Below are 22282 nucleotides of genomic sequence, written 5' to 3'. Positions count from 1 at the left end.
GTCAGAAGTCGTCGACGTCACGCCCGCCGCGCGGGGTGACGAGGTGTTTGCCGTGGTCGTTCTCCCAGACCGCCGTCTCGTGGTTGCCGACGAGGATGGAGGTGCCCATCCCGCCGACTTCGTCCTCGTGGTCGTTCGCCTCGCCGAGGGTGGTGATGGTGTGCGTCTCGTCGTCGAGGTTCCGGCCCGCGTCGCTCCGCCCGGCGTCGTTGAAGATGCCGACCGGCGCGTCGTCGGCCCGTTCCTCGCGAATCACGTCGATGGCGCGCTGGTAGTCCCGCCAGCAGTTGTAGAGGACGATGACGAACCCGCTGATGGCGGCCGCGCGCAGTTTCTCCTCGATTTCGTCCCAGCCTCGCCACTTGTCGGACAGAGAGACGGTGCAGAAGTCGTTCGAGAGCGGTGCGCCGAGGTTCGCCGCCCCGCCGAGGGCCGCGGTGACGCCGGGGACGACTTCGATGGGAACGTCGTACGCCTCCTCCTCCTCGGCCATCGTGAACAGCAGGTCGCTCTTGCCGTAGACGTTCGGGTCGCCGCCCGAGACGTGGGCGACATCCTCGCCCGCGCGGACGCGTTCGAACGCCTCGCGGGCCAGTTCTATCTGTCGCCCCATCGTCGAGCGAACGACCGTCTGCCGGGTCCCCCCGCGCCGTTCGAAGACGGTTCCGGGGTCGCCGCTGGCCGTCGTCCCGCCGTCGGGTGCCGCCTCCACTTCGGCGCTCTCGGGCGGGAGCGTCCCGTCGCGCCGGAGGAACTCCTGATAGAGGTTCGACGCGACGACGCAGTCTGCGGTGGCGATGACGTCTTTGGCTCGCTGGGTCATCGCGTGCGGCAGACCGGGGCCGATACCGACGACGTAGAGCGTCCCCATCGAATCGCCCGCGGCGTCGGCGGCGTCCTCCGCGGCGGCGTCGTTCGGGGCGTCCGTCCCGCTCATCTTACCGCCCCACCGCGACCGTCACGGCGTCGTCGAACCGCTCTTTCTCGCGGGCGAGTTCGTGCTCGCGGCCGCCGGCGATGGCCGACGCCTCGGCGATGCCCGGCCAGCCGATGAGTTCCTTCGACCGAGAGGGCGAGGGCCCCTCGAACTCCGCTAACGTCTCCTTCTCGAAGAGGACGACGCCCGCGCCGATCTCCTGTGCGGCGTCGTACAGCCCCTCTTCGCCCTCCTTTCGGGTGCCCGTGGCGACGAAGTCCACGTCCGAGAACTCCAACCCGAGGTCCGAGAGGGCGGCCTCCCACGCGTCGAGCACCTGCGACTTCTTCACCCCCGAGACGGTTCCGGTCCCGAGGACGACGCCGTCGTCGGCGTTGCGCTTGAGGACGGTCACGTCGTCGCCGACGAGGACCGCTTTCGGTCCGTCGAGGCGGGCGACCGGCCCGAGTTCGTCGTTCAGGACGGCGAGGTTCGTCGCGACCGTCGAATCGCCGTTGACGACGTGGGTGTCGAGCGCTTTCGCCTTGCTCTCGACGCCCTGCTTGCCCGCGGCTTCGCTCGCGGTGGTCATCGCGGGCACCGCGCCTAACTGCGAGAGGTCGTGGGCGACTTGGTTCGCGCCGTGGTGGCCGCCGGTGATGGGGATGGCCCACGTGAGTTCCTCGTCTACGACTACTATCGCGGGGTCGTCCCACTTGTCGTCGAGGAGGGGCGCGGTCTTCCGCATCGCGATGCCCGAGGCCATCAGTCCGACGAAGCAGTCGTACTCGCCCCAGTGCTCTTCGAACACGTCGCCGTGGTACTCGACGATGTCCACCCGCTCGTAGCCGTCGCCGATCCCCTCCTTTATCTCGCGTGCGGTGTCGAGTTTCCGCTCGAAGCTGATTATCGCTATCTCTTCGGCCACTTCGCCGTCCGAGTCCGGCGTCGAACAGTGGCCGCCCGATTCGCCCGATTCCGTGTCGTTCGTGTCTGTACTCATGAGTGAAAATCAGTCGTCCGCTTCCGTCTCCGCGGAACCGCGGTTCGCCCAGTCTCCGTACAGGTAGGAGCGTTCGTACCCCGCCTTCCGCGCCGCGTCGCCGATGATGACGAGCGCGGAGGCGCGGTAGCCCGCCTCCGCCAGTCGGTCGCCGATGGTACCGATGGTCCCCTCGATGACCTCCTCGTCCGGCCACGACGCGTGGTAGACGACGGTGACCGGCGTCTCGGGGTCGTGGCCGTCTTCGAGGAGTCGGTCCATCGTCTCGCCGACGGCGTGGGTTCCGAGGTAGATGCAGGTCGTCACGTCGCCCATCTCGACGAACTCGCCGATGTGGTCGTCCTCGGGGTCGAGCGTCTTCCCCTGCGGACGGGTGAACGCGACGTGGTTGGCCACGCCGTTCAGCGTGAGTTGGGTTCGGAGCGTCGCGCTGGCGGCGAACGCGGAGGTGACGCCCGGCACGACGTACGTCGGGACGCCCTCGTGTTCCAGCGCGTCCATCTGTTCGAGGGCCGCCCCGTAGATGGCCGGGTCGCCGCTGTGGAGGCGGACGACGTTCCGTCCGTCCTCGTAGGCGTCCCGCATCAGCGGCACCAACTCCTCTAAGTCCTTGCCGATGCTCGACACCTGCTCCGCGTCCGCGCAGTACGCTTCGAGCAGTTCGCTGTTGACCAAGGATCCGGCGTGGACGACGAGGTCTGCCGACTCGACGAGTTCCTTCCCGGTGACGGTGAGGAGTCCGGGGTCGCCCGGACCGGCGCCGATGAACGGCACGCCCTCCTGCACCTCGCCGGCGGTTCGCTCGTCGATTCGGGGGTCTCGCTCCGTCGCTCGGGCGTCCGCCGCCGCGTCGATGGCGTCTTGGGGGTCGGTCACCGCGACTGCACCTCCGCAGGTTCGTCGCCGCAGGCTTCGCCCTCGGCGAGTTCTTCCCGTTCGACGCGGGTCGGCGTCCGTCCGCTTGCGGTTCGGCCGCGCTCCGATTCGGCACCGCCTCGCGGCCCGCCGTCCGTCGTCGCCGGTTCCCCGTCTGACCGACGCTCCCGCGTTCGCTCCTCGAACGTCGCCGTCGCGGGCTCTGAGTCGACGTCGCGCTTCTCCGCGTAGGCCAGCGTGTAGTAGTCGCGTTCGCTCAGGGCCTCTGGGTCGTCCGTCACGACCGTCTCGCCCTGCTCCATGTACAGTCGCCGGCCGTACACCACGTCGTACCCGGCGTCGGTGAGTCGTTCGTGCGTCGCCGGAACGTCGGTCACCTTGAACAGGACCATCCGGTCCGGGCCGGTCGGGGCGGCGCCGCGCGCCGCTTCGTGAAGCGCGACGCTCGATCCGGACGAGATCTCGACGCCGAGGGCGGTCGTGAAGGCGGTCACGGCGCTCACTCCGGGGACGACGTCGAGTTCGACCTCCGGGTGGAACGCCGAGAGCGTCCGCCGGAGGTGACCGAACGTCGAGTAGACGTTCGGGTCGCCGAGCGTGACGAACGCGGCGGTCCCCTCGCGCGCACGCGGTGCGATTTCCGCGGCGGCCTCCTTCCACGCCCGCCGGAGTTCGTCCTCGTCGCGGGTCATCGGGAAGTCGACGTCCCCGATTCGGTCCTCGGGGACGTGTTCGGTCGCCACCGACCGCGAGAGGCGTCCGGGCGAGTACACCACGTCCGCTTCTTCGAGTACGCGACGCCCGCGAACCGTCACGAGGTCGGCGTCGCCGGGGCCGAGTCCGACGCCGTAGAGCGTCATCGCCGTCTCCCGTCGGGGCGTCGCGCCGATTGCGGTCCGGAGCGTCGCCGTCCGCCGTCGGTCGCGACTTCGGCGGTTCCCCCGACAAGCATGTACACCGGGTTCTCCGAGTCGAAACTCGTCGCGCCGGCGAGTTCGTAGCCGTGACTCACCTGAAACTGGATCACCTCGTCGAGGAGGCCCCGTTCGCGGAACGCTTCGGTGGCGGCCCCGGCGACTTCGAGGCGCGAGACGTTCATCACGACGCGGTCGACGCCCGCTTCGACCGCGCGGTCGAGGACCGCCTCATAGTTCCGACTCCCGCCGAGGAACAGGACGTTCGCGTCCTCCGGGAGGCCCTCCGGCGCCTCGGCCTCTCGGAGGTCTACCTCGGCGGTCACATCGTTGGCGGCGAGGTTCTTTCGGGTGGTTTCGAGCCGATTCGGCTTTCGTTCGAGCGCGGTGACCCGGCCGGCGCGCCGCGCCGCCTCGATGGTGACGGCACCGGTACAGGAGCCGACTTCCGCGAAGTGGTCGGCCGGACCGAGGTCGAGTTTGTCGAGAAGGACGGCCCTGACCTCCGGTTTCGTCGGGCCGGCCTTCGCGTCGTGGGGGAGCGATACGTGCGCCATCGACGGAAACAACTATCGTGGAGCGTAAAACAATTTTGGTTGTTTTAGAGAAAACTGACTTGCTTAACCGGCCGCTGCGAGCTTCTCTCCTCAATCTAACGCGAACTAAGGCAAAATTACTTTAGTTTTCGACTCGAAGAAAGCGCAATGGCGAAGAATGGAGACGACGCCGAGGAGTTCGGCGTTCTCCGGAGCAAGCGGAACGCGACCAGATATCAGATTCTGGTACAGATCGCGAAGCGGCAGCCCGCGGTGAACCAAAAGGAGATCGCCGACGCGATCGGCATCACCGCCCAAGCCGTAAGCGACTACCTACAGGACCTGATCGAACACGAGTACGTCAACAAGCACGGTCGCGGTCGGTACGAGGTGACCAAAGAGGGCGTCGACTGGCTGATATCGCAGACGGACGAACTGCGCCACTTCGTCCAGCACGTCTCCGAGGACGTCATCGGACAGGTCGAAATCGAGACTGCCCTCGCCACGACGGACATCGAGGAGGGACAGACCGTCTCGCTGACGATGCGGGACGGCGTTCTGCGCGCCATGTCCGGGAGTACGGGGAGCGCAACCGCGGTTGCGGTGACCGACGCCGACCCGGGTCGGGACGTGGGGATTACGAACTTCGACGGCGTCGTCGACTACGACCTCGGGACCGTGACGGTGGTCGCGATTCCGAACGTCCGGGACGGAGGCAGTTCGGCGGTGTCGACCGAGCGAATCGTGGAGATGGCCGACGACCACGATATGGTCGCCGTCGCCGGCGTCGAAGCGATCGCCGCGGCCGATACCGCGAATCTCGACCCCGACATCCGATTCGGGAGCGCCGCCGCCGTTCAGGAGGCGGCCGCGAAGGGACTCAGCGTCCTGTTGCTGGCCGCGACGGACGTGCTCTCGTCGCACACGGACAAACTCCGCGAACAGAACGTCAGCTACGAGGTCGTAGACGTCGCCGAAGAGTAGCGTTTCGAAGGATACGGAGGACCGTCTCGCGTCTTCGTTACGTCGTTCGGAAAATGCTCTGTCGAGGATGGGTGTATTTATAGTCGTTCGTCGTGATTTGTGGTCGCTCCCGACGACACTACTGGTAGCGAGGTGAGCGAACAGCCGATTGAGAAGGAGGGCTACAACCGATACGTAGCGAAGTCTTCCCCGAGTTCACCGTCCACGTCCATCTCGCCTAGCGCGTCACGTAGTTCGTCGGTCGTCATCCGCTGGAGGTGTTCGTTGAGATTGAGAAGCACGGTCTGATCCGCGTCAGCGCTCCGGAGCGCCGACCGGAGATCGGACTCCGCTCCGTGGCCGAACGTCCGGAAGAGTGCCGCACCTTCGGCGAAAAGAACATCTGCACCTTCGTGTTCCTTGTCGTCCGCGAACTCCCACATATCCGGCGCGTAGACGACCTTTGCGCCCTCGTGGTAGACGGCGAACCCGAGGGTGTCGAACGCCGGGCGTGCGTGCCGCACGGGGAACGGGACGACTCGGATATCCCCTACTTCGACTGACTCTCCGTGTTCCATCGTCCGTAGTTCGAGCGAATCCACGAGATGAGCGGACGAGCTCTCGAAGATATCGAGTCCGCGCTCGGAGAAGTAGACCGCGAATGTAGGGTCGTCCGGCTTTTCCGAGTCGGTGAACGTCTCCGAGTCGAGGTATCCGCCTTCGATACCGACGTGTTCGTCGAACGTCATCGCGGCGTGGTGGAGTTCGTTCATCCCGCCCACGTGGTCGAAGTGATTGTGGGTGACGAAGAAGGCGTCTACGTTTGTCGTATTCGTGGCATGGAGTTGGTCTTTGATGTCCGGAGAAACATCGAGGACGACGGTTGCCTGTTCGCTTTCCACTAACAGTCCGGGGCGTCGCCGCGTGGGACTCTCATCGCAGTATCGGCACTCGCAGAGCGGAGCAGGAACACCGACAGCCTCTCCCGAGCCGAGGAGTGTGACTTTCACAGTGTCATTACGGAAACAAATGGGATAAAAGAGTATTCTCACCCGAAGAGGAGAGCGGCAAAGCCCCGTCTACGACACTCTCCTCAGAAGCAGTATAGCGATATTTTGGCGGTGAACTACAATATAGACGAACTAGTAGAGCACGAAGCCAGAAAATGCTCCGTCAGGGATTCGAACCCTGGTCCTTGCCGTGAGAGGGCAAGATGATTGGCCGGACTACACCAACGGAGCGTCTTGCAATTCTGGATATTGGTGGGACGTGTAAAACGGTTCCGTTTCGAGACGACCGTGCCGTTCCGTGACGAGCGACGAACCGGCATTCGACGGGCAGAGACGGAGGCGCTTACGAGGAGAGTTCCGCTCGGTCCAGCGGAGACGCCGACTTCCAGTACTCGTCGAAGGCGTCCTGCGCCCACGACCGAACCGTCTCGTCGTCGGTGTCCACCGACGCGCGCAGGACGCCGTTCTCGTCGCGCACCAACAGGTGTACCACGTCGTCGACGATAGTCACGGCGAGCGGGATGTCCTCGCTCCGGGTGCGAATCTCCGCGGCGTCGGCGTCGAGGAGGGATTCGAGCCGTCGCCGGAGCGTCGAGTCCTCCGCGAGGGCCGAAACGGCGTGTTTCGAGAGGACTGCCTCGAACGTCTGCTCGCCCGCTGTGGTCCGCTCTTGGACGACGGTGAGGCTCTGTTCGTTGAACGCGTGGGAGAACGCCCGCACCTCGTCGGCGTCGTCCAACAGGTCGAGGACGCGTTGGACCGGCGCGTTCGGCCGCGTCTCGCTGGGGACGGTGATGGTGGCGTCCGCGAGGTGTCTGAGGTCGAAGTCCATCGCCTGCGTCGGCAGGTAGCGGACGATACCGCGCAGTTCCCCCTCCGTCTCTAAAATCTCCAAGAGGTCGGTGAACCCCCGCGAGACGAGTCGTCCCGTCGCCGTCGCCTCGTACTCGCCCCCGTCGCGTCGCACCCACGACCGCTCCTCGAAGTCGCCGAGAATCCGGCCGAGCGTCGCCTGCGACGCGCCGGTCTCCGACGCGAGTTCGTTCCGCGTCCGCGGCCCCTCGGAGAGCAGACGAAGCACCTCGACCCGGTTCGACGAGAGCGCGAGAAACTCTATCTCCTCCAGCGCGGATTCCATACCGCCTCTGGTGGCCGTCGCGGTAAACCACTTTCGCACCGTGAAAACGTTTCACCCCCCGAAGCGCTGTCGCGCGTCCGCGATATTTCTTGCCGTGAAAGGATTTCTGAATTAAACTATAAGCGTGAGGCCCCTATCGAAGAGTAAGATGATTCTTCCCTCTCACGAGCCGTTCTCTGCGGACACGGCGCACGCGTTCGGAATCGACGGGGGGTGGGCGTAAGTGGTCGAACGCCGCACGCTCGCCTTCTTCGCCCTGACGAGCGTCTTCTTCGGCGGGACGTTCGTCGCGGCGAAGGCCGGACTCGGCTACTTCCCGCCGCTTCTGTTCGTCGCGCTCCGGTTCGACGTGGCGGCCGTCGTACTCGCGAGTTACGCGATTCTCACGACGTCGCGAGACGGACTGCTCCCCCGGACGCGCGGCGACGTGGTGGGCATCCTCTCGACGGGCATCCTCGCCATCGGCCTGACGAACGCGCTCCTGTTCGTCGGCCAGCAGTACGCCACGAGCGCCGTCGCCTCCATCGTCTTCAGCCTCAACCCGGTCCTGACGCCGGTGTTCGCGGCGGCTCTCCTCTCGGACGAACGCCTCTCGGCCCGCGGCGTCGCCGGGATGATTCTCGCGCTCGTCGGCGTCGGACTCGTCGTCAACCCCGACCCGGCGAACCTCCTCGCCGGCGGGTTCGGCAAGGTGATTCTGCTCACCGGCGCCGTCGCCGGCGCACTCGGGAGCGTCCTCATCCGCTGGGCCGACGGCGGCCTGTCGAGTACGGTCCGCACCGCGTGGGGCCTCCCGTTCGCCGCGGCGCTCTGTCACCTCCTCAGTTGGTCGGCGGGCGAGTCGGCGGCGGCCATCGCGTGGACGCCGACGGCGGTGCTCGCGCTCGCGTACGTCGGCATCTTCGCTGGCGCGGTGGCGTACATCACCTACTTCGGACTCATCGACGACACCGGGGCCATCCGGGCGAACTTGGTGTTCTACGTCGTGCCCGTCGTGGCGACGCTCGGCGGGGCGGCGTTCCTCGGCGAGACCATCCCGCTCTCGGCGCTGGTCGGGTTCGGCGTCATCTTCGCCGGGTTCGCGGTGCTCGGAAGCGAGTCCGTGGACGTGGACGGCCTCCGCGCGAAGGCGCGCCGGACCGTCTCCGTCTCCTCGCGGCGGCACCTCCCCGCGACGTTCGTCAACCGCGCCCCGTCGGACGACTCGCGGGACGTGACCGAAGAACGCCGGGGCAGAGTGTTCGACTCCGACTGAACGCGTTCGGTTCTCTTCTCACCGCCGCCGACACCGGCGGAGCACGTCCGCGACCTCCTTCGCGTCGTCGGCCACCGACCGGTCGAACCGGTAGGTGACGAATCGCGGGAACGCCCGACGGACGAGGACGGTGTCGCCGTCCACGTCGACGGCGCGGACGCGATGCCACGGAACGAGGGAGTTGCCCTTCGAACCGCGCCGACTGACGACGAGTCCCGAGTCGATGACCGTCGCCTCGAACGACTGGTCGCCGCTGGCGAAGGCGAAGGCGACGAGGGAACCGAGAACGGTCCCGGCGGTGACCGTGTCGTCGAAGGCCAAGTGAACGAGGACGCCGAGGGCGACGCTGAAAACCATCTCCGCGAGGTGGTACCGGCGAGAAATCGTCCCCCTGAGAGCGAGGTGTTCCGTCTCCGCCGAGAGGAACTGCTCCGCCCGCCGGGACGACCCGGTTCCGACGACGAGCAACCCGACGAGGGCCAGCCCGAGGGTCGGCAGGACGAACGGTTCGACTCGCTCCGGCCGCCCGGCGAGACGGGCGGCGACGACGCCGAGGACGGGGAGAACCGCGAGGGCACCGACGGCGAGATACCCCCGCGCGAGGACGAACTCGTCCACGAGATTCGGAATCTGTTCGACCGCTCCCCACGCGAGGAGTCCGAGGAGAACCGCCGCGGGGAGTTCGTCTGCGGGAGCGACGGCGAAATCGAACGTGGAGAGCCCGAAGTACGTCGTGGCGACGGTGAAGACGCCGACGGAGATGGCGAACCCGTCGCCGGAGGGGAAGCGGGGACGCATCGCCCCTAACTTTCGCTCAGTTGATACAAAAACGTACGCATCCGGCCGAACTGTCGCTCCGACACACAGTCACTTCGGCGGCCACTATCCATTTTACCGTCTGCTCGGACTGTTGTAATATGGTTGATTGGAAGAAATACTGGGCCGCGATAGGTGTCGGCGAACTGATTGTCATCGGCGCGTTGCTGTTCTTCTTCCCGGAACCGACCACGTCGGTCATCGGAATCGCCCTCATAGCGACGGCCGTCGTCGTGTGGCTGGCGGGATGGCTCAGGGGCGGCGACGACAACGACGGCGACGAATACGACGACGAGTACGCGGAGACGGAAACGACGTACTGAGCGTCGCGCGTCTGCATCGCCGACGCCGAGCGATGCCCACCGGCGACGCTCGGCGAACCGATTCGAACTCGTTCTCGCCGCACGTGTAGTCTCCACCGATAGTCTCTCCGGCGGCCACTATCCATTTCACCGTCTGCCGGATTAGTTGTAATATGGTTGACTGGACAAAGTACTGGGGTGCGGTAGGCGTCGCGGAACTGCTAGTCATCGGCGCGTTGTTGTTCTTCTTCCCGGAACCGACCACGTCGTTCATCGGGATGGTGCTGATTCTGGTCGCCGCAGTCACGTGGTTGGCGGGTTGGTACGGCACCCGCGAGAAGGAGACGGGACGCGAGGAGACGGACAGAGAGACGACGTACTGACCGCCTCGGAACCGTCGCTTTTTTAGACGATTCGTTCGCCCGCGGCGAAGACGGCCTCCGACTCGCGCCACGCGGAGGCGTCTTCGGTCGGGTCGGCGTCGAGGACGACCACGTCGGCGCGGTAGCCCGGTTCGACGAGGCCGGCATCGTCGAGTCCGAGCAACTCCGCGCCGGTCACCGTCGCCGCCTCCAACGCCGCCTCCGGCGACATGCCGTACTCGCACATCAGTTCCATCTCCCGGAGGGCGTTCTCGCCGTGGAAGTTGAACGGCGTCCCCGCGTCGGTTCCCATCGCCACGGTGACGCCCGCATCGAGGGCGTGTTCCCACGCGCGTTCGAACCTGTCTCGGGCGTCTTCGGCCTTCTCGACGGCCTCCTCGGGGATTCCCCCCTCGACGCCGTTCTCGACGATACCTTCCAGAGCGCTCGCGGTCGGCACCCAGTAGGTCCCCTCCTCGGCCAGCAACTCGGCCGTCTCGCGGTCCATGAACGTCGCGTGTTCGACGCTCGATATGCCCGCGCGGACGGCGTTCTGAATCCCTCGCTGGCCGTGGGCGTGCGCCGCCGTCGGGACGTTCTTCGCCGCCGCCGTCTCGACGACCGTTTCGAGTTCCTCGGGCGTGAGTTCCGGCGCGCCGGTCTGTGCGCCCTCGGTGAGGACGCCGCCGGTCGCCATGCACTTCACCACGTCCGCGCCGCGTTTCAGTTGCTCTCGGACCGCCTTCCGAACCTCGGCTCTGCCGTCGGCCTCCCGGCCGAACCAGTGTCCGTGCCCGCCGGTCATCACCACGTTCTCGCCGCAGGCGACGACCCGCGGACCGTCCAACACGCCCGTCTCGACGGCGGTTCCGGCGTCGAGTGCGAGCGTTCCCGGCGCGCCCAAGTCGCGGACGGCGGTGACGCCCGCCTCGACGTTCGCGCGGAGGTTCGCGGCGGCGCGGTAACTCAGAAGCTCTCGGCTCTCGGCGTTCGCCGTCGTCACGTCCGGGCGGCCGTCCATCATCAGGTGGACGTGCGCGTCCACCAGACCGGGCGCGACTACCTTCCCCGAGACGTCGACGGTCTCCGCGTCGTCGGCGTCGGCGGCCGCGTCCTCCGCGTCGTCGCCGACGGCGACGATTCGACCCTCCGCCGGCGAGAGAGCGACGTCGGCGTCGCGCGTTCCGTTCGCGTCTGCGACGCGGCCTCCGGCCAGTACGTACAGGCTACTCATACTGCCGGCGGTTCGCCACCGGCCGGCCTAAACCTCCGGGTAGCGGTAGCGCGGGTCGCAGAAGAGAGTCGTCGTCGGACTCTGTCCGACCGACCGAAACCTCCGTCGCCGTCGGCGGAGTCCCGCCGTCGGTCGCGGTTACTCCTCTTCGTCGTCGTCGGAACCGCCGAACTCCTCGACGATGGCCGCCACGTCGTCCTCTTCGACTTCGTGGTAGCCTTCGCCGGAGATGGTGGCGATGGCGATTTCGCCGGCCGCCAGTTCCTCCTCGCCGACGAGGAGGGCGCGGATGGCCAGCGTGACGCCGTCGTCGACGGAGAGGTTGTCGTCCCACTCCTCTTCGAGGAACTCTTGGATGTCTCCGCGGTTCGCGCCGATGGCGACGGCCTTCCACTCTTGGGGCGCGCCGGAGGGGTCCGTCTGGAACAGTCGGGCCCGGACCTCTCCTCGGTCGGTGTCCGCCTCGCGGCCCGGCGGACTCGGCTGGCCGAGGTCGCCCTCGACGCCGCCGATGAGAAGCGACGCGCCGAACGGGCGCGTCCCGCCGATCTGCGTGCTCTCTTGAATCTGGTCGGAGAGCGACTTCGTCAGCGTCTCGACGCCGAGCGGTTCGCCGTAGCGGAGTCGGTTCCGCTGGGCCTCCGTCCGGGCGTCGTCGACGAGTTGCCGGGCGTCGGCGACGTGACCCGCGCTCGCCGCGCCGAGGTAGTCGTCGAGTTTGTGTAACTTCTCGATGCTCTCGGTCTCCATGAGGCTCGAACTCGTCCGTCGCTGTGCGGCGAGGACCACGCCGTCCGTCGTCCGCACGCCGACGCTCGATGCGCCACGCTTGACCGCCTCGCGGGCGTACTCGACCTGATAGATACGTCCGTCGGGGGAGAACAGAGACGTCCCTCGGTCGTACGCCTGCTGGTCGTTACGGTTCATCGCTTACCCATCCGGCCCGAGTACTGATAAAGCCACCACCGGAGCACGATATTACCGCATCTCGCCGAAAACCGCCGCTTCAGATATCACCGCGACGACTCACCCCGCTACGCGACCGTCACAGCTCTTCGATGGTCGCCTCCGGCGCGTTCGACTTCACGCTCCGGATGCCCTGTTTCGCCTTCTGCTTCGAGGCGTACCCCTCTCCGCTGTCGGCGATGACGTTTCCGTTGTCGTGGACGAGCCGCCATCGGTACTGTCCGACCGTGTCCTCGTAGAGCTCGAACGTCGCTGACACGCCTCGCTGTTGGGCGCGGGCGAACTAAAACGTCGGCGGCGGTGACGACGCGAGGCGACTCCGGACGGCACCGCCACCTTAGATGCGAGGGCGACGGCTTTTACCCGTCCGTCGCCGGACTCCTCAGAGAAATTATGGCAGCGTACGAAATCGGTCTCCTGTTCGTCGGCATCGCACTGTTAGGGACCGCCGTCCTGCCGCGACTGCTCGAACACCAACCCCTGTCGTTTCCCCTCGTGTACGTCGCCGTCGGAACGCTCCTCTTCGCAGTCGTCCCCGGCGCACCAGCCCTCGACCCGGTCGCGAACTCCTATCTGACCGAACGGCTCACCGAACTCGTCGTCCTGATATCGCTCATGGGCGCGGGGTTGAAGATAGACCGCCCCTTCTCCCTGTGGTCGTGGTCCGCGACGTGGCGGCTACTCGGCGTCGCACTGCCGCTTACGGCCGCGGCGGTGGCGGTTCTCGCGTGGGGACTCCTCGGCCTCCTGCCGGCCACGGCCATCCTACTGGGGGCCGTCCTCGCGCCGACGGACCCGGTGCTCGCGTCCGGAATCGAGGCCGGCGCACCGCTGACGGAGTTAGAGGAGGAGGCCGACCCGCGCTACAGGTGGGGGTCGGTTCGGTTCGCGCTCACCTCGGAAGCCGGCCTCAACGACGGGCTGGCGTTCCCGCTGACGAACTTGGCCATCGTCGTCGCCGGGGCTACTGTCGCCGGGGGGTCGCCGGCCGACGGGCAGTCGTGGCTGTTGGAGTGGTTCCTCGTCGACGTCCTCTACAAAATCGGCGCGGGACTCGTCCTCGGGTACGTGATCGGACAGGTCATGGCCCGGTTCCTGTTTCGCCTGCCGATTCCGGAGAGCGTCGCCGAGATGATGCACGGACAGGACGTGATGGCGGGCGTCGAGGCGTTGGCGACGACGCTCATCGCGTACGGCGTGACCGAACTGCTCGGCGGGTACGGCTTCATCGCCGTCTTCGTGGCCGCACTGGCGCTTCGACGCTTCGAGTGGGAGCACGACTACTACGTGGAGCTTCACGACTTCGCCGTGCTCACGGAGCGAGTGTTGATGGCGACGGTGCTCCTCCTGTTCGGGGGTGCCATCGCCGGCGGACTGCTCTGGCCGCTGACCGTCCCGCAGGCGGTCGTGGGTCTGGCTCTCCTGTTTCTCGTCCGACCGCTCGCCGGCGCTCTCAGCTTCGTAGGAACTCCCGCCTCGTGGCCGGAACGGGCCATCATCTCCTTTTTCGGCATCCGGGGCATCGGGTCGTTCTACTACCTCTCGCACGCGTTGGCGGAAGCGTCGTTTCGGGAACGGGAACTCGCCGTCGCGGCCGAGGAACTGTGGGCGTTGGTCGGGTTCGTCGTCCTGCTGTCGATAATCCTGCACGGCGTGAGTTCGAGCCCGGTGATGGACGCGTTCGACCGGTGGGCACAACGGGGCGAAAACGCCGTCGTCGAGGGCGACCCTCGACCGTAACGGCCTCGAAACGTCGGTATCCGGTCGGACGCGTCGGCAGAAGCGCGCGACCGAGTCGGCCCCTTACTGCCGTCGGAACGCCCGGAACGTGTCTCTCTCCAGCGAGACGGTTTCGACCTCCGCGAGGCCGAGGTCGGTGAATATCTTCCGCCAGTTCCGGTAGTACAGCGGCATCTGCTCGTCGACGTAGTTCACCGCCGGGCCGTCACCGTCGCCGGATGTGGACGCGCCGTCGCGTTCGCTTCCGCCGCCCTCGTTCTCCACGGTGACGACGAGTTCGTCCGCGATTCGGGCTATCTCCTCGAACACCCACTCCTCGTCGGGGTGGACGTGTTGGAGCGTCTCCACCGAGTAGACGACGTCGAACTCCCCGTCTTCGAACTCGCCGACGCGTCCGGCTATCGAGTCGGCGTAGAACGTCCCCTCCGCTTCGAGTTCGGGGTACTCCTCGGCCATCACGTCGAAGGAGTCCTCGTTCAGGTCGATGCCCGAGAGGTTCCGGTAGCCGCCCTCGCGGAGGTGCGCGAGGTGCCGCCCCGCGCTACAGCCGAGTTCCAAGACGGACCCGTCGGGACCGACGACCGAATCGATAACCTCGCGGAGGCGTTCGCTCGTCTCGTTCGGGCCGTAGTACGCGTAGTAGTCCGGAGAGTACTCCCCGGAGAGCGTTTCCCACCGCCGCCGAACGTCGTCGGCATCCATTCGTACCCGGTTGGACCCCAGACGTAAAGAATCGTCGCCGGTCGGCGGGGGAACGCGAACCGCGGAGACGCGAGGCGGTTCGGAGCGCCGGGGACCGCGAACGCTACTCCGGCGTCGCCCACCCGCCGACGGGCATCGCCCGCCGCCGGGCGGTGACGACGCGGTTCTTCGCGTCGTACGCGACGATTCCCGCGCGGTCCAGTCGGGGGAGGTGGTCGTGGTGGAGCGACAGTTCCAGCGCCGTCCTGTCCGCCTCGCTCAACGGTCCGTCGGCCGTCGCGCCTTCGAGGGCGGCGACGCCGAACGCGAGTTCGGTAAGCGAGAGGGGCGGCGTCGCCCGACGCAGGACGGCGAGCGCGTTCCGTTGCCGCGACTCGGCGGGACGATACCGCGGTGTACCGGCGTCTCGGGCGGACGACGAGTTGGACATACCGCCCGACACGTCGCTCTCGGACCTGAACGTAGCGCCTCCATAGTTTGGTCGCGCGGCGGCGTCGCCCCGCGGCGAACGCCCGAAGAGAATCCCGTTCTCGCTCCATTCGGCTCCGAATCGGCGTCAGCCGTCCGGTTTCGGGCGCTTGAACACGAGCGCCGTCGCGCCGTTCGCTCCCGCCGACGGGCGGCCGTCCGAGAGGGTGGCGACGAGTTCCCACTCGGCGTCGCCCAGTTCGTTGAGTGCGTGCTCCATCGGCCCGGTGTCGCCGCTGAACAGGCCGCCGTCGGAGGTTCGGATTATCTTGTACTCCCACTTCATCGATTCTCACCCCCCGAAGCGTCGGAGTCGGCGTCGGCGTCCGCCGCCCGTTCGTAGGTGACGAAGTCGAACGCCTCGCGTCCGTCGCGTTCGACTTCCTCCCACGCGCTCTCGTCGAACTCGGGGAACGTCGTCTCGCCCTCGTAGTCGTCGTGCAGTTCCGTGAGCACCATGCGGTCGGCGCGCGGGAGGAACGCCTCGTAGACGGTCGCGCCGCCGACGACGTACGCCGTCTCGACGCCCATCTCCGCGGCGGCCGCCTCCGCGCGCGCAGTCGCCTCCGCGACGGAGTTCGCCAGCACCGCGCCCTCCGGCAAGTCGAGGTCCCGCGTCGAGAGGACGACGCTCGTCCGCCCGGGGAACGGTTCGCCGAGGGCCTCGACGACGTTCTCGTACGTCTTCCGCCCGAGGACGACCGGATGGCCCGTCGTCGTCCGCTTGAACTGCTTCATGTCCTCGGGGAGGTACCACGGCATCTCGCCGTCGCGCCCGATGACGCCGTTTCTCGCCACCGCGGCGACGAGGACGTACTCGATTTCGCCGGCGTCGGACCCCTCGGCGTCCGTCCCGGCGGAGTCGTCGGCCATCACTCCGCCACCGCGAATCGGATACCCTCCGCGGGGTCGTAGTCGCGGAGTTCGATGTCGTCGTACGTCAGTTCGTCGAGGGGCTTGTCCGCCACCTCGATGGTGGGACGTTCGCGGGGCGTCCGCGAGCACTGTTCGAGGAGGCCGGGGACGTGGTCGTAGTCCTGCGCGTCCTCGGATTCGGCGGGCGCGGACTCGACCAACCACTCGCGAACGTCGAGGTACTCCGAACGCTCTTCGACGTCGGCCAGACGCGACTGGAGTTCGGAGAGGTTCTCGGCGTACCACGCGCCGCGTTCGCCCTCGCCGCAGTAGATGTGGGCGTCCACGACGGTGTGGGCGAACGTCCCGGGTTCGAAGCCGGTTCGCTGGGCGACGGCGGTGAGCAGAAGCGAGTAGGCGGCGATGTTGAACGGGATTCCCAGCGCGGTGTCGCCCGAACGCTGGGTGAGGTGGAGGTTCAACCGGTCGCCCTGCACGTTGAACACGAACGAGTAGTGACAGGGAGGCAGGGTAGAGACGGCGGCGTTGGCGGGGTGCCACGCGTTGACGACGAGGCGGCGCGAGGAGGGGTTCTCGCGCAGTTGGTCGATAATATACTGAATCTGGTCGAACGTGCGTTCGTCGTCGTTCATCCAGCGGTGGTCGTCCTCGGGCCACGCCTCGCCGGGCAGGCCCTCCTCGGGGACGGGGAAGCGCCGCCAGAACCGCCCGTAGGCGGTGTCGAGGCGACCCTCCTCGTCGGCCCACGCGTCCCAGATGCCCGTCTCCTCGCGGAGCGTCCGGATGTGCTCCTCTCCGGAGAGGTACCAGACGAACTCGTGGATGAGCGAGTTCCAGCGGAACCCCGAGAGGTCCTTCGTCGTCAGGAGCGGAAAGCCCTCCGCGAGGTCGATTTCGTAGTGCTGGCTGAACGCCGAGATGGTGTCCACGCCCGTTCGGTTCGGTTTGTGCTGCCCCTCCGCGAGGATGTCCGTCACTAAGTCGAGATACTGGCGCATGGTGGACTCGGGTTACGGTGTTCTCCAGCGTACTGGTCTAAGAGGATGACGTTTCTGCCCCTCCCTTACCGGTGTCCCCGTCCGTAGGTTTATGTTCCTCTCTAGGAATATCTCGCCGATGCCTTCCCGCCGCCACGTACTCGCCCTTCTCGCGGCCGCGCCGTTCGCCGGATGCGGTGCAGAATCGGACGAGTCCGAGCGAACGACCGACGCTCCGCTCTCCGGCCGAACCGTCGGCGTCGCCGGAGACGTGTCGTTCCCGCCGGTGTCCGGCGTCTCGGTGACCTCCCGTCCCGCGGACGCCGACGCGTTCGTCCTCCCGGCGTCGGACGCCCACTACGAGTCCGCGCTCGACGCCCTCGAACGGGGGACGCCCGCAATCGTCGCCGGAGACGACGCCCCTCTGTACGCCCGACGCGTCTGCGAACGGAGTGGGCGTCGGTACGGTCTCCCGAGCGACAGTTGGTCGCCGATAGACCGAATCGCCGCCGTCGTCCCGGTCGAGGACCGACTCGACGTGCAGTATCTGCGACCGCGCCGCGACGCCGCCCTCGAAGCGCGACTGCCGTGGGCCGTCGGCGAGATTCTCGACGGTCGACCGCCCGAGTTCTCGATTTCCGACCCGCCGCGCCCGGACGGGGGCGTCGAACTCGGCGAGGTGCGGACGCGCGGCCGCGTGAAGGCGGGCGACTACGACCGGTGGGACCGCGTGACGCTCCTGCCGGACCGGTCGCAGGCCGTCGTGGAGACGACGGCGACGGTGACCACCGTTGACGCGTCGTTCCCCGACGGGTATCTCGTCGACGACGTGTCGATTCAGACCGCGTTCGAGGGGGTGCCCGTCGACGCGACCGGTCCCGCGGGGAAGACCACGGACGCGTACGCGGTCACCGAAGAGACGAACGAGGAGGAGAACAGGGTGACGCACACGTTCTCCGCCGAGAACGCGGACGCGCGCCGGTCCCTGACGGTCGGCGCGCGAACCGTCGTCTCCCTCGAAGACCGCCCGTCGTCGTTCGGGTACGTCGGTAACGCCCGCTTTCGGTGGCGACGGCGGACGCTACTCGGCGACGACCCGTGGGTCGCTCACACGCCGGGACGGTCCGTCTGGCGAACTCTCCCTTCGTCGTAGCGACTCCCGTCCCGTCCGGCATGGAAAGAGGAAAGGCCCGTTCCCGCCTACCTCCGCCCGTGATAACCAACCTCGCCCGCGGCGTCGACGCCTTCACCAGCAACGCCTTCCTCGTCACCGGCGAGACGACCGCTCTCGTCGATACCGGCGCGAACTTCGACGTCGTCGCCGCGATTCGAGAGCACGCGGACGAACTCGACCGAATCTACCTCACCCACACGCACGACGACCACGTCGGCAACGTCGATGCCGTCCGCGACGCGTTCGGCGTCGAGACGTGGGGGTTCGACGCGGACAACCCCCTCGTCGATAACGAAATCGAGGACGGCGAGACGGTCGAAATCGGCGACGACGACTACCTCGCGATGCACACGCCGGGTCACAAGGACGACCACCTCTGCTTTTACTCCCGCGAGGCGGGGACGCTGTTCGCGGGCGACCTGATATTCGCGAACGGAAGCTTCGGCCGGACCGATTTAGCGGAGGGACACCGCCCGACGCTGATAGAGAGCATCGACCGCGTCCGCGAGACGGTCGGGTCCGACCTCGGGGCGATGCACACCGGCCACGGCCCGAGCGTCGAGGACCGCCCCGCCGAGGACATCGAGTTCGCCGGCCGCGCGGCGCGGATGGGGTGACTACTCGTCTGCGCCCTCGGGAATCTCGTCGGGTTCGCGGTCCTCGGAGACGACGCCGAAGTAACCGGGTTCGTCGCCGACGGGGTCGTTGATGACGAGTTCGTCCGCGTGCTTCATCAGCCACGGAATCGTCCACGCGACGACCCGTTCCTCCGTGTCGGCGTCTAACTCCGCGTCCGCGGGAAGGCCCTGAAGCAGGCGCGCAATCTCGGACACCGTGTACATCATCTCCTCTTCGAGGATTTCGCGGGGTTCGTAGAGGCGGTACGGGTAGAGCGTCTCGAAGTCGTCTTTCGGTCTGGGCATGACCGCTCTTTCTCCGCCCGCGCGGAAAATCCCGCCGCTCCACCCCGGAGAATCACAACCGTTAACAGGAGTCGATAGAGTCCTGTTGCCATGACCCGTCCGAAAGAGCGCCTCGTCTCGGTGTTCGAGCAGTTCGCCGGTGACGCCCTCAGGGACGTGTGGGCGTTCGACGAACGCGACTTCGACGAACTGTACGTCCGCCCGGACGTGGCCGAACGGCTCGAATCGGACGGCCTCGACGTCGCCCGCTTCGTGGACAACGAACGCTACGGGTTCGTCACCCGCCAGACGTACGAGTCCCTCTACTACGCCGACTACGGCTACACGGTCCGCGGCCTCTCGGCGTTCGAGCAGTTCCGGACGTTCCTCGGCGACGAACCCGTGGGCGTGTTCGCCAGTTTCGACCCGGCCGACGACTGTTACGACTACGCCGCCCTGCACGAGTCGATACAGTCGGTCGCCCGGGAGTTCGACGCCGGCGCGTTCGCGCCCTCGGAGGACTGACGCTCCCGTCCTCGCGCTTCCGCCTCCGCCTTCGTCTTCTCGAACCGCTCTCGGACGACGGAGCCGACGCTTCCGGGCGAGTCGCGAAGAAAAAATCGGGGTGTACGAAGTCGTCTACTCGAAGAGTTCGACGGCCTGCTCGTAGCGCGCGGACGGCTCCTCCCAGTCGACGACCTCGAAGAAGTTCGAGACGAAGTCGCCGCGGGCCGGGCCGTAGTCGTGGTAGTAGGAGTGTTCCCACACGTCGAGCGCGAGGATGGGGTGGGTGCCCCAGAGCGCGCCCTGGTCGTGCTTGTCGACGACGACGTTGCGCAGTTGGTTCGAGAACGAGTCGTAGACTAAGAGCGCCCAGCCGCCGGCGTTGCCCGCGGCGGCCTCGAACTCACCCTTCCAGGCGTCGTAGGAGCCGAAGTCCTCCTCGATTCGGTCGCGGAGTTCGCCCGAGGGTTCGTCGCCGCCCTCCGGCGACATCGAGTTCCAGAACAGGTCGTGGAGGATGTGCCCCGACCCGTTGTGGGTGACGTTCCGAATCGCGCCGGGCGAGGAGGAGAAATCGCCGTCCTCGCGGTTGGCTTCGAGCGTCTCCTCGGCGGAGTTCCAGCCGTTGACGTAGCCCTGGTGGTGGGTGTCGTGGTGCCACGTCAGCACCTGCTCGGAGATGTGCGGTTCCAGCGCGTCGTAATCGTACGGAAGGGGGTCGAGTTCGTAGCTCATAGTAATACCTCGCCCTATTGTACGTTGACAATTCTGATAAAGTTTGAGAAGTCGTATGGTAACGTATGGCGTAATATGGTCCGAACCGCCGGTGATCGCCGCGCCACGGTACAGGCTGGAAGGCGGTTCGGGAATCCGTCCGTCGGGCTACACTTAGCGGTCGCGGTGTAATGTCACAAACGCCACACTTCGGGGTGACCCATTCAGCCGCAACCGGTCGCAAAAAAGCGGAGCGCGGAGGTGTTAGTGGGTGTGCTGGCCGACGACGTCGGCGTTCTGGGCTTGTTCGTACCGCTGAGCTACGTCGTCCCAGTTGACGACGTCCCAGAAGCTATCGACGTACTCGCCGCGGTTGTTCTCGTACTGGAGGTAGTACGCGTGCTCCCAGACGTCGAGGACGAGAATCGGCGTCGAACCGGACGCCTGCTGGTTCTGGTGGTTCTCGACGGCGGTGACGATGAGTCTGTCGGCGGCGTGGTCGTAGACGAGCTGTCCCCATCCGGACCCTTCGACGCCCTTCGAGGCGGCCGCGAAGTCGGATTTGAACTGCTCGAACCCGCCGAACTGCTCGTCGAACGCGTCGGCGAGTTCGCCGCCGGGTTCGCCGCCGCCGTCGGGACTCATGTTCTCCCAGAAGACGGTGTGGTTCACGTGCCCCGAGAGGTTGAACGCGAGATTCCGCTTTACCGCCTTGATGTTGCCCATGTCGCCGCTTTCGCGCATCTGTTCGAGCTGCTCCAGCGCCGAGTTCGCACCGTCCACGTATCCTTGGTGGTGCTTGTCGTGGTGCAGCTCCATGATTCGCTCGTCGATGACCGGTTCGAGCGCGTCGTAGTCGTACGGAAGCTCCGGAAGTTCGTAGGTGGCCATGGGTACTTCGAACGAACCCACGACGGACACCCGGTTAAATGTTAACCAAATTATACTTTCGGGCCACTTTCACCGTCGGGGAACAGTCGTCTCAGTCGTCGCTTCGATCGACTTCGACCGCGTCCGACGACGACTTGCGGCGGTCGTACTCTATCTCCCGGGCCACCTCGGCGGCGATGTCGCTTCCGAACTCCCGTTCGACGACGTGAAGCGCCAAGTCGATGCCCGAGGTGACGCCCCCGGCGGTGAGAACGTCGCCGTCGTCGACGAACCGGGCGTCGCGCACCTTCGCCCCGGCGTCTTCGAGGTCAGAGAGCGCGGAGTGGTGCGTCACCGCCGGCCGGTCCTCGAGGAGGCCCGCGCGGGCCAGAAGCATCCCGCCGGTGCAGACGCCCGCGACGGTCATCCCGAACTCCGAGAACGCCGCGAGTGCGCCGGGGATATCGCCCTTCTTCGCCTCCATCCCCGCGCCGGGTTTCGTGGCGTCGCTCCACCCGCCCCCGGGGACGAGGATGAGGTCGGTCGACACCGAGGATTCGGGGTCCAGTTGGCCGCCGACGACCACCTCCATCCCGTGATTCGCGGTGACCGTCTCCCGTTCGTCGAGGGTGACGAGTCGTACGTCGCAGTCCGCGCCGAACCCGGCTGCCGTCCGAAACACCTCGTACGGCCCTATGGCGTCCAGTTCGTCGAACCCGTCGTAGAGCAGGATGCTAACGTTGTACACGATAGGTAGTGGCCGCGCAGCGGTAAATTCGTTCGCCTACCCGTCGCCGCGGGCCGCCTCGAACGTCGCAATTCCCTCCTCGCGGCTTCCGCGTGGTCCGCGGTGGGCCGGGGTACGACTCGGCTAACTCCTCGCGCCGCGTCTGCGACAGTCCGGGTCACCGGTGAATCTCCTCGGCGTGACGCCGCGCAGTTCCGGCACGTACTCGTTGATGTACTCCGCGTTCGGGTCGTACCGCTCCCCCCGCGTTCGTCGTTATCGAACCCTGTTCGTGGACGACGGCGTCGCGGAACGACCGCCCGCAGGTCGCGGCGGC

At 66.8% G+C, this 22282-nt stretch carries 27 protein-coding genes, 1 tRNA gene and 1 pseudogene; 8 read left to right on the top strand and 21 right to left on the bottom strand.

Annotation, left to right across the window (positions count from 1 at the left end):
- Position 1: 1 nt before the first annotated feature.
- From BLS11_RS05800 to cbiT, 5 genes are read right to left on the bottom strand one after another with little or no spacing between them, the layout of a single operon-like run.
- Complete coding sequence (locus BLS11_RS05800) at positions 2-937, bottom strand: precorrin-3B C(17)-methyltransferase (RefSeq protein ID WP_092534260.1); 936 nt, start codon at positions 935-937, stop codon at positions 2-4.
- Between the two features lies 1 nt (position 938).
- A complete protein-coding gene (gene cbiG, locus BLS11_RS05795; RefSeq protein ID WP_092534257.1) occupies positions 939-1919 on the bottom strand; it encodes a cobalt-precorrin 5A hydrolase in 981 nt (326 codons plus the stop codon).
- A gap of 9 nt (positions 1920-1928) precedes the next feature.
- Entirely contained in the window at positions 1929-2795 is an 867-nt protein-coding gene (locus BLS11_RS05790) for a cobalt-precorrin-4/precorrin-4 C(11)-methyltransferase (protein WP_092534254.1), read from the bottom strand.
- Positions 2792-3655, bottom strand: a complete 864-nt coding sequence (locus BLS11_RS05785; RefSeq protein WP_092534251.1) for a cobalt-factor II C(20)-methyltransferase — start codon at positions 3653-3655, stop codon at positions 2792-2794. The genes BLS11_RS05790 and BLS11_RS05785 overlap by 4 nt, the downstream gene beginning before the upstream one ends.
- Positions 3652-4266 carry a precorrin-6Y C5,15-methyltransferase (decarboxylating) subunit CbiT gene (cbiT, locus tag BLS11_RS05780; protein ID WP_092534248.1) on the bottom strand — a complete coding sequence of 205 codons (615 nt, stop codon included), beginning with the start codon at positions 4264-4266 and terminating at the stop codon, positions 3652-3654. Before cbiT ends, BLS11_RS05785 begins: the two co-directional genes overlap by 4 nt.
- A 147-nt stretch (positions 4267-4413) precedes the next feature.
- On the opposite strand from cbiT, the gene BLS11_RS05775 reads away from it, so the two are divergent.
- Positions 4414-5229 carry a DUF7839 domain-containing protein gene (locus BLS11_RS05775; RefSeq protein WP_092534245.1) on the top strand — a complete coding sequence of 272 codons (816 nt, stop codon included), beginning with the start codon at positions 4414-4416 and terminating at the stop codon, positions 5227-5229.
- Positions 5230-5390: 161 nt separating this feature from the next.
- Here the strand turns inward: BLS11_RS05775 and BLS11_RS05770 are convergent, their stop codons facing one another.
- The 3 genes from BLS11_RS05770 to BLS11_RS05760 all read right to left on the bottom strand — a co-directional run bounded on the left by BLS11_RS05770 (position 5391) and on the right by BLS11_RS05760 (position 7356).
- Positions 5391-6260, bottom strand: a complete 870-nt coding sequence (locus tag BLS11_RS05770) for an MBL fold metallo-hydrolase (RefSeq protein WP_092534242.1) — start codon at positions 6258-6260, stop codon at positions 5391-5393.
- Between the two features lie 114 nt (positions 6261-6374).
- Positions 6375-6449: transfer RNA gene (locus tag BLS11_RS05765), tRNA-Glu, on the bottom strand.
- A 112-nt stretch (positions 6450-6561) separates the two neighbouring features.
- A complete protein-coding gene (locus tag BLS11_RS05760) occupies positions 6562-7356 on the bottom strand; it encodes a helix-turn-helix transcriptional regulator (RefSeq protein WP_092534239.1) in 795 nt (264 codons plus the stop codon).
- Between the two features lie 223 nt (positions 7357-7579).
- On the opposite strand from BLS11_RS05760, the gene BLS11_RS05755 reads away from it, so the two are divergent.
- Entirely contained in the window at positions 7580-8611 is a 1032-nt protein-coding gene (locus tag BLS11_RS05755; protein WP_092534236.1) for a DMT family transporter, read from the top strand.
- A gap of 18 nt (positions 8612-8629) precedes the next feature.
- Here the strand turns inward: BLS11_RS05755 and BLS11_RS05750 are convergent, their stop codons facing one another.
- The gene (locus BLS11_RS05750; RefSeq protein WP_092534234.1) at positions 8630-9409 is read right to left on the bottom strand and encodes a hypothetical protein; all 780 of its coding nucleotides are present in this window, start codon (positions 9407-9409) and stop codon (positions 8630-8632) included.
- 119 nt (positions 9410-9528) lie between these two features.
- Here BLS11_RS05750 and BLS11_RS05745 point away from each other — a divergent pair, with 119 nt between their 5' ends.
- Together BLS11_RS05745 and BLS11_RS05740 are read left to right on the top strand one after the other, a co-directional pair.
- The gene (locus tag BLS11_RS05745; RefSeq protein WP_092534231.1) at positions 9529-9750 is read left to right on the top strand and encodes a hypothetical protein; all 222 of its coding nucleotides are present in this window, start codon (positions 9529-9531) and stop codon (positions 9748-9750) included.
- 152 nt (positions 9751-9902) lie between these two features.
- A complete protein-coding gene (locus tag BLS11_RS05740) occupies positions 9903-10112 on the top strand; it encodes a hypothetical protein (RefSeq protein WP_092534228.1) in 210 nt (69 codons plus the stop codon).
- A gap of 22 nt (positions 10113-10134) precedes the next feature.
- Here the strand turns inward: BLS11_RS05740 and BLS11_RS05735 are convergent, their stop codons facing one another.
- The 3 genes and pseudogenes from BLS11_RS05735 to BLS11_RS05725 form a co-directional block, all read right to left on the bottom strand.
- Positions 10135-11325, bottom strand: a complete 1191-nt coding sequence (locus BLS11_RS05735; RefSeq protein WP_092534225.1) for a metal-dependent hydrolase family protein — start codon at positions 11323-11325, stop codon at positions 10135-10137.
- A 138-nt stretch (positions 11326-11463) separates the two neighbouring features.
- Positions 11464-12252, bottom strand: coding sequence for an archaeal proteasome endopeptidase complex subunit alpha (locus tag BLS11_RS05730; RefSeq protein ID WP_092534221.1), 789 nt, complete (start codon positions 12250-12252; stop codon positions 11464-11466).
- Positions 12253-12370: 118 nt separating this feature from the next.
- A pseudogene (locus BLS11_RS05725) lies at positions 12371-12553 on the bottom strand (HVO_2922 family protein); the annotation flags it as partial.
- 131 nt (positions 12554-12684) lie between these two features.
- On the opposite strand from BLS11_RS05725, the gene BLS11_RS05720 reads away from it, so the two are divergent.
- On the top strand, positions 12685-14031 hold the full coding sequence (locus BLS11_RS05720; RefSeq protein WP_092534215.1) for a cation:proton antiporter: 1347 nt from the start codon (positions 12685-12687) through the stop codon (positions 14029-14031).
- Positions 14032-14094: 63 nt separating this feature from the next.
- On the opposite strand, the gene BLS11_RS05715 is transcribed toward BLS11_RS05720, so the two are convergent.
- The 5 genes from BLS11_RS05715 to thyA all read right to left on the bottom strand — a co-directional run bounded on the left by BLS11_RS05715 (position 14095) and on the right by thyA (position 17075).
- On the bottom strand, positions 14095-14733 hold the full coding sequence (locus BLS11_RS05715) for a class I SAM-dependent methyltransferase (protein WP_092534213.1): 639 nt from the start codon (positions 14731-14733) through the stop codon (positions 14095-14097).
- Between the two features lie 103 nt (positions 14734-14836).
- Entirely contained in the window at positions 14837-15163 is a 327-nt protein-coding gene (locus tag BLS11_RS05710) for a DUF7344 domain-containing protein (RefSeq protein WP_092534210.1), read from the bottom strand.
- A gap of 126 nt (positions 15164-15289) precedes the next feature.
- Entirely contained in the window at positions 15290-15487 is a 198-nt protein-coding gene (locus BLS11_RS05705) for a DUF4177 domain-containing protein (protein ID WP_092534207.1), read from the bottom strand.
- Positions 15484-16077, bottom strand: a complete 594-nt coding sequence (locus BLS11_RS05700) for a dihydrofolate reductase (RefSeq protein ID WP_394327381.1) — start codon at positions 16075-16077, stop codon at positions 15484-15486. Before BLS11_RS05700 ends, BLS11_RS05705 begins: the two co-directional genes overlap by 4 nt.
- Positions 16074-17075, bottom strand: a complete 1002-nt coding sequence (thyA, locus tag BLS11_RS05695) for a thymidylate synthase (protein WP_092534201.1) — start codon at positions 17073-17075, stop codon at positions 16074-16076. Before thyA ends, BLS11_RS05700 begins: the two co-directional genes overlap by 4 nt.
- Positions 17076-17193: 118 nt before the next feature.
- Between thyA and BLS11_RS05690 the strand changes: the two genes are divergently transcribed.
- Together BLS11_RS05690 and BLS11_RS05685 are read left to right on the top strand one after the other, a co-directional pair.
- Positions 17194-18207 carry a hypothetical protein gene (locus tag BLS11_RS05690; RefSeq protein ID WP_092534198.1) on the top strand — a complete coding sequence of 338 codons (1014 nt, stop codon included), beginning with the start codon at positions 17194-17196 and terminating at the stop codon, positions 18205-18207.
- Between the two features lie 59 nt (positions 18208-18266).
- On the top strand, positions 18267-18845 hold the full coding sequence (locus BLS11_RS05685; protein ID WP_092534196.1) for an MBL fold metallo-hydrolase: 579 nt from the start codon (positions 18267-18269) through the stop codon (positions 18843-18845).
- Here BLS11_RS05685 and BLS11_RS05680 read toward each other — a convergent pair whose 3' ends face one another.
- On the bottom strand, positions 18846-19151 hold the full coding sequence (locus BLS11_RS05680; RefSeq protein WP_092534193.1) for a DUF5827 family protein: 306 nt from the start codon (positions 19149-19151) through the stop codon (positions 18846-18848).
- Between the two features lie 90 nt (positions 19152-19241).
- Between BLS11_RS05680 and BLS11_RS05675 the strand changes: the two genes are divergently transcribed.
- Positions 19242-19655 (top strand): DUF7522 family protein, encoded by a 414-nt coding sequence (locus BLS11_RS05675; protein ID WP_092534190.1) that lies wholly within the window; start codon positions 19242-19244, stop codon positions 19653-19655.
- Positions 19656-19769: 114 nt separating this feature from the next.
- Here the strand turns inward: BLS11_RS05675 and sod are convergent, their stop codons facing one another.
- The 3 genes from sod to BLS11_RS05660 form a co-directional block, all read right to left on the bottom strand.
- Positions 19770-20369, bottom strand: coding sequence for a superoxide dismutase (gene sod / locus BLS11_RS05670; protein ID WP_092534187.1), 600 nt, complete (start codon positions 20367-20369; stop codon positions 19770-19772).
- A 243-nt stretch (positions 20370-20612) separates the two neighbouring features.
- The gene (locus BLS11_RS05665) at positions 20613-21239 is read right to left on the bottom strand and encodes a superoxide dismutase (RefSeq protein ID WP_092534184.1); all 627 of its coding nucleotides are present in this window, start codon (positions 21237-21239) and stop codon (positions 20613-20615) included.
- 91 nt (positions 21240-21330) lie between these two features.
- Complete coding sequence (locus BLS11_RS05660) at positions 21331-21966, bottom strand: DJ-1/PfpI family protein (RefSeq protein WP_092534181.1); 636 nt, start codon at positions 21964-21966, stop codon at positions 21331-21333.
- Positions 21967-22282: the final 316 nt, after the last annotated feature.

Origin of the sequence: Halopelagius longus (assembly GCF_900100875.1) — an archaeon.
Classification (GTDB): domain Archaea; phylum Halobacteriota; class Halobacteria; order Halobacteriales; family Haloferacaceae; genus Halopelagius; species Halopelagius longus.
This window is presented reverse-complemented; position numbering and strand designations above follow the sequence as displayed.

Bases quoted from the DNA above. Each gene is read 5' to 3' on its own strand.
- BLS11_RS05710 (WP_092534210.1), bottom strand. From the start codon at position 15,163: ATGTCCAACTCGTCGTCCGCCCGAGACGCCGGTACACCGCGGTATCGT.
- BLS11_RS05705 (WP_092534207.1), bottom strand. From the start codon at position 15,487: ATGAAGTGGGAGTACAAGATAATCCGAACCTCCGACGGCGGCCTGTTC.
- BLS11_RS05675 (WP_092534190.1), top strand. From the start codon at position 19,242: ATGACCCGTCCGAAAGAGCGCCTCGTCTCGGTGTTCGAGCAGTTCGCC.
- BLS11_RS05750 (WP_092534234.1), bottom strand. From the start codon at position 9,409: ATGCGTCCCCGCTTCCCCTCCGGCGACGGGTTCGCCATCTCCGTCGGC.
- BLS11_RS05730 (WP_092534221.1), bottom strand. From the start codon at position 12,252: ATGAACCGTAACGACCAGCAGGCGTACGACCGAGGGACGTCTCTGTTC.
- BLS11_RS05745 (WP_092534231.1), top strand. From the start codon at position 9,529: ATGGTTGATTGGAAGAAATACTGGGCCGCGATAGGTGTCGGCGAACTG.
- BLS11_RS05735 (WP_092534225.1), bottom strand. From the start codon at position 11,325: ATGAGTAGCCTGTACGTACTGGCCGGAGGCCGCGTCGCAGACGCGAAC.
- BLS11_RS05665 (WP_092534184.1), bottom strand. From the start codon at position 21,239: ATGGCCACCTACGAACTTCCGGAGCTTCCGTACGACTACGACGCGCTC.
- cbiT (WP_092534248.1), bottom strand. From the start codon at position 4,266: ATGGCGCACGTATCGCTCCCCCACGACGCGAAGGCCGGCCCGACGAAA.
- BLS11_RS05785 (WP_092534251.1), bottom strand. From the start codon at position 3,655: ATGACGCTCTACGGCGTCGGACTCGGCCCCGGCGACGCCGACCTCGTG.
- BLS11_RS05800 (WP_092534260.1), bottom strand. From the start codon at position 937: ATGAGCGGGACGGACGCCCCGAACGACGCCGCCGCGGAGGACGCCGCC.
- sod (WP_092534187.1), bottom strand. From the start codon at position 20,369: ATGAGCTACGAACTCGACCCCCTTCCGTACGATTACGACGCGCTGGAA.
- BLS11_RS05720 (WP_092534215.1), top strand. From the start codon at position 12,685: ATGGCAGCGTACGAAATCGGTCTCCTGTTCGTCGGCATCGCACTGTTA.
- BLS11_RS05760 (WP_092534239.1), bottom strand. From the start codon at position 7,356: ATGGAATCCGCGCTGGAGGAGATAGAGTTTCTCGCGCTCTCGTCGAAC.
- BLS11_RS05775 (WP_092534245.1), top strand. From the start codon at position 4,414: ATGGCGAAGAATGGAGACGACGCCGAGGAGTTCGGCGTTCTCCGGAGC.
- BLS11_RS05680 (WP_092534193.1), bottom strand. From the start codon at position 19,151: ATGCCCAGACCGAAAGACGACTTCGAGACGCTCTACCCGTACCGCCTC.
- BLS11_RS05740 (WP_092534228.1), top strand. From the start codon at position 9,903: ATGGTTGACTGGACAAAGTACTGGGGTGCGGTAGGCGTCGCGGAACTG.
- BLS11_RS05715 (WP_092534213.1), bottom strand. From the start codon at position 14,733: ATGGATGCCGACGACGTTCGGCGGCGGTGGGAAACGCTCTCCGGGGAG.
- BLS11_RS05690 (WP_092534198.1), top strand. From the start codon at position 17,194: ATGCCTTCCCGCCGCCACGTACTCGCCCTTCTCGCGGCCGCGCCGTTC.
- thyA (WP_092534201.1), bottom strand. From the start codon at position 17,075: ATGCGCCAGTATCTCGACTTAGTGACGGACATCCTCGCGGAGGGGCAG.
- cbiG (WP_092534257.1), bottom strand. From the start codon at position 1,919: ATGAGTACAGACACGAACGACACGGAATCGGGCGAATCGGGCGGCCAC.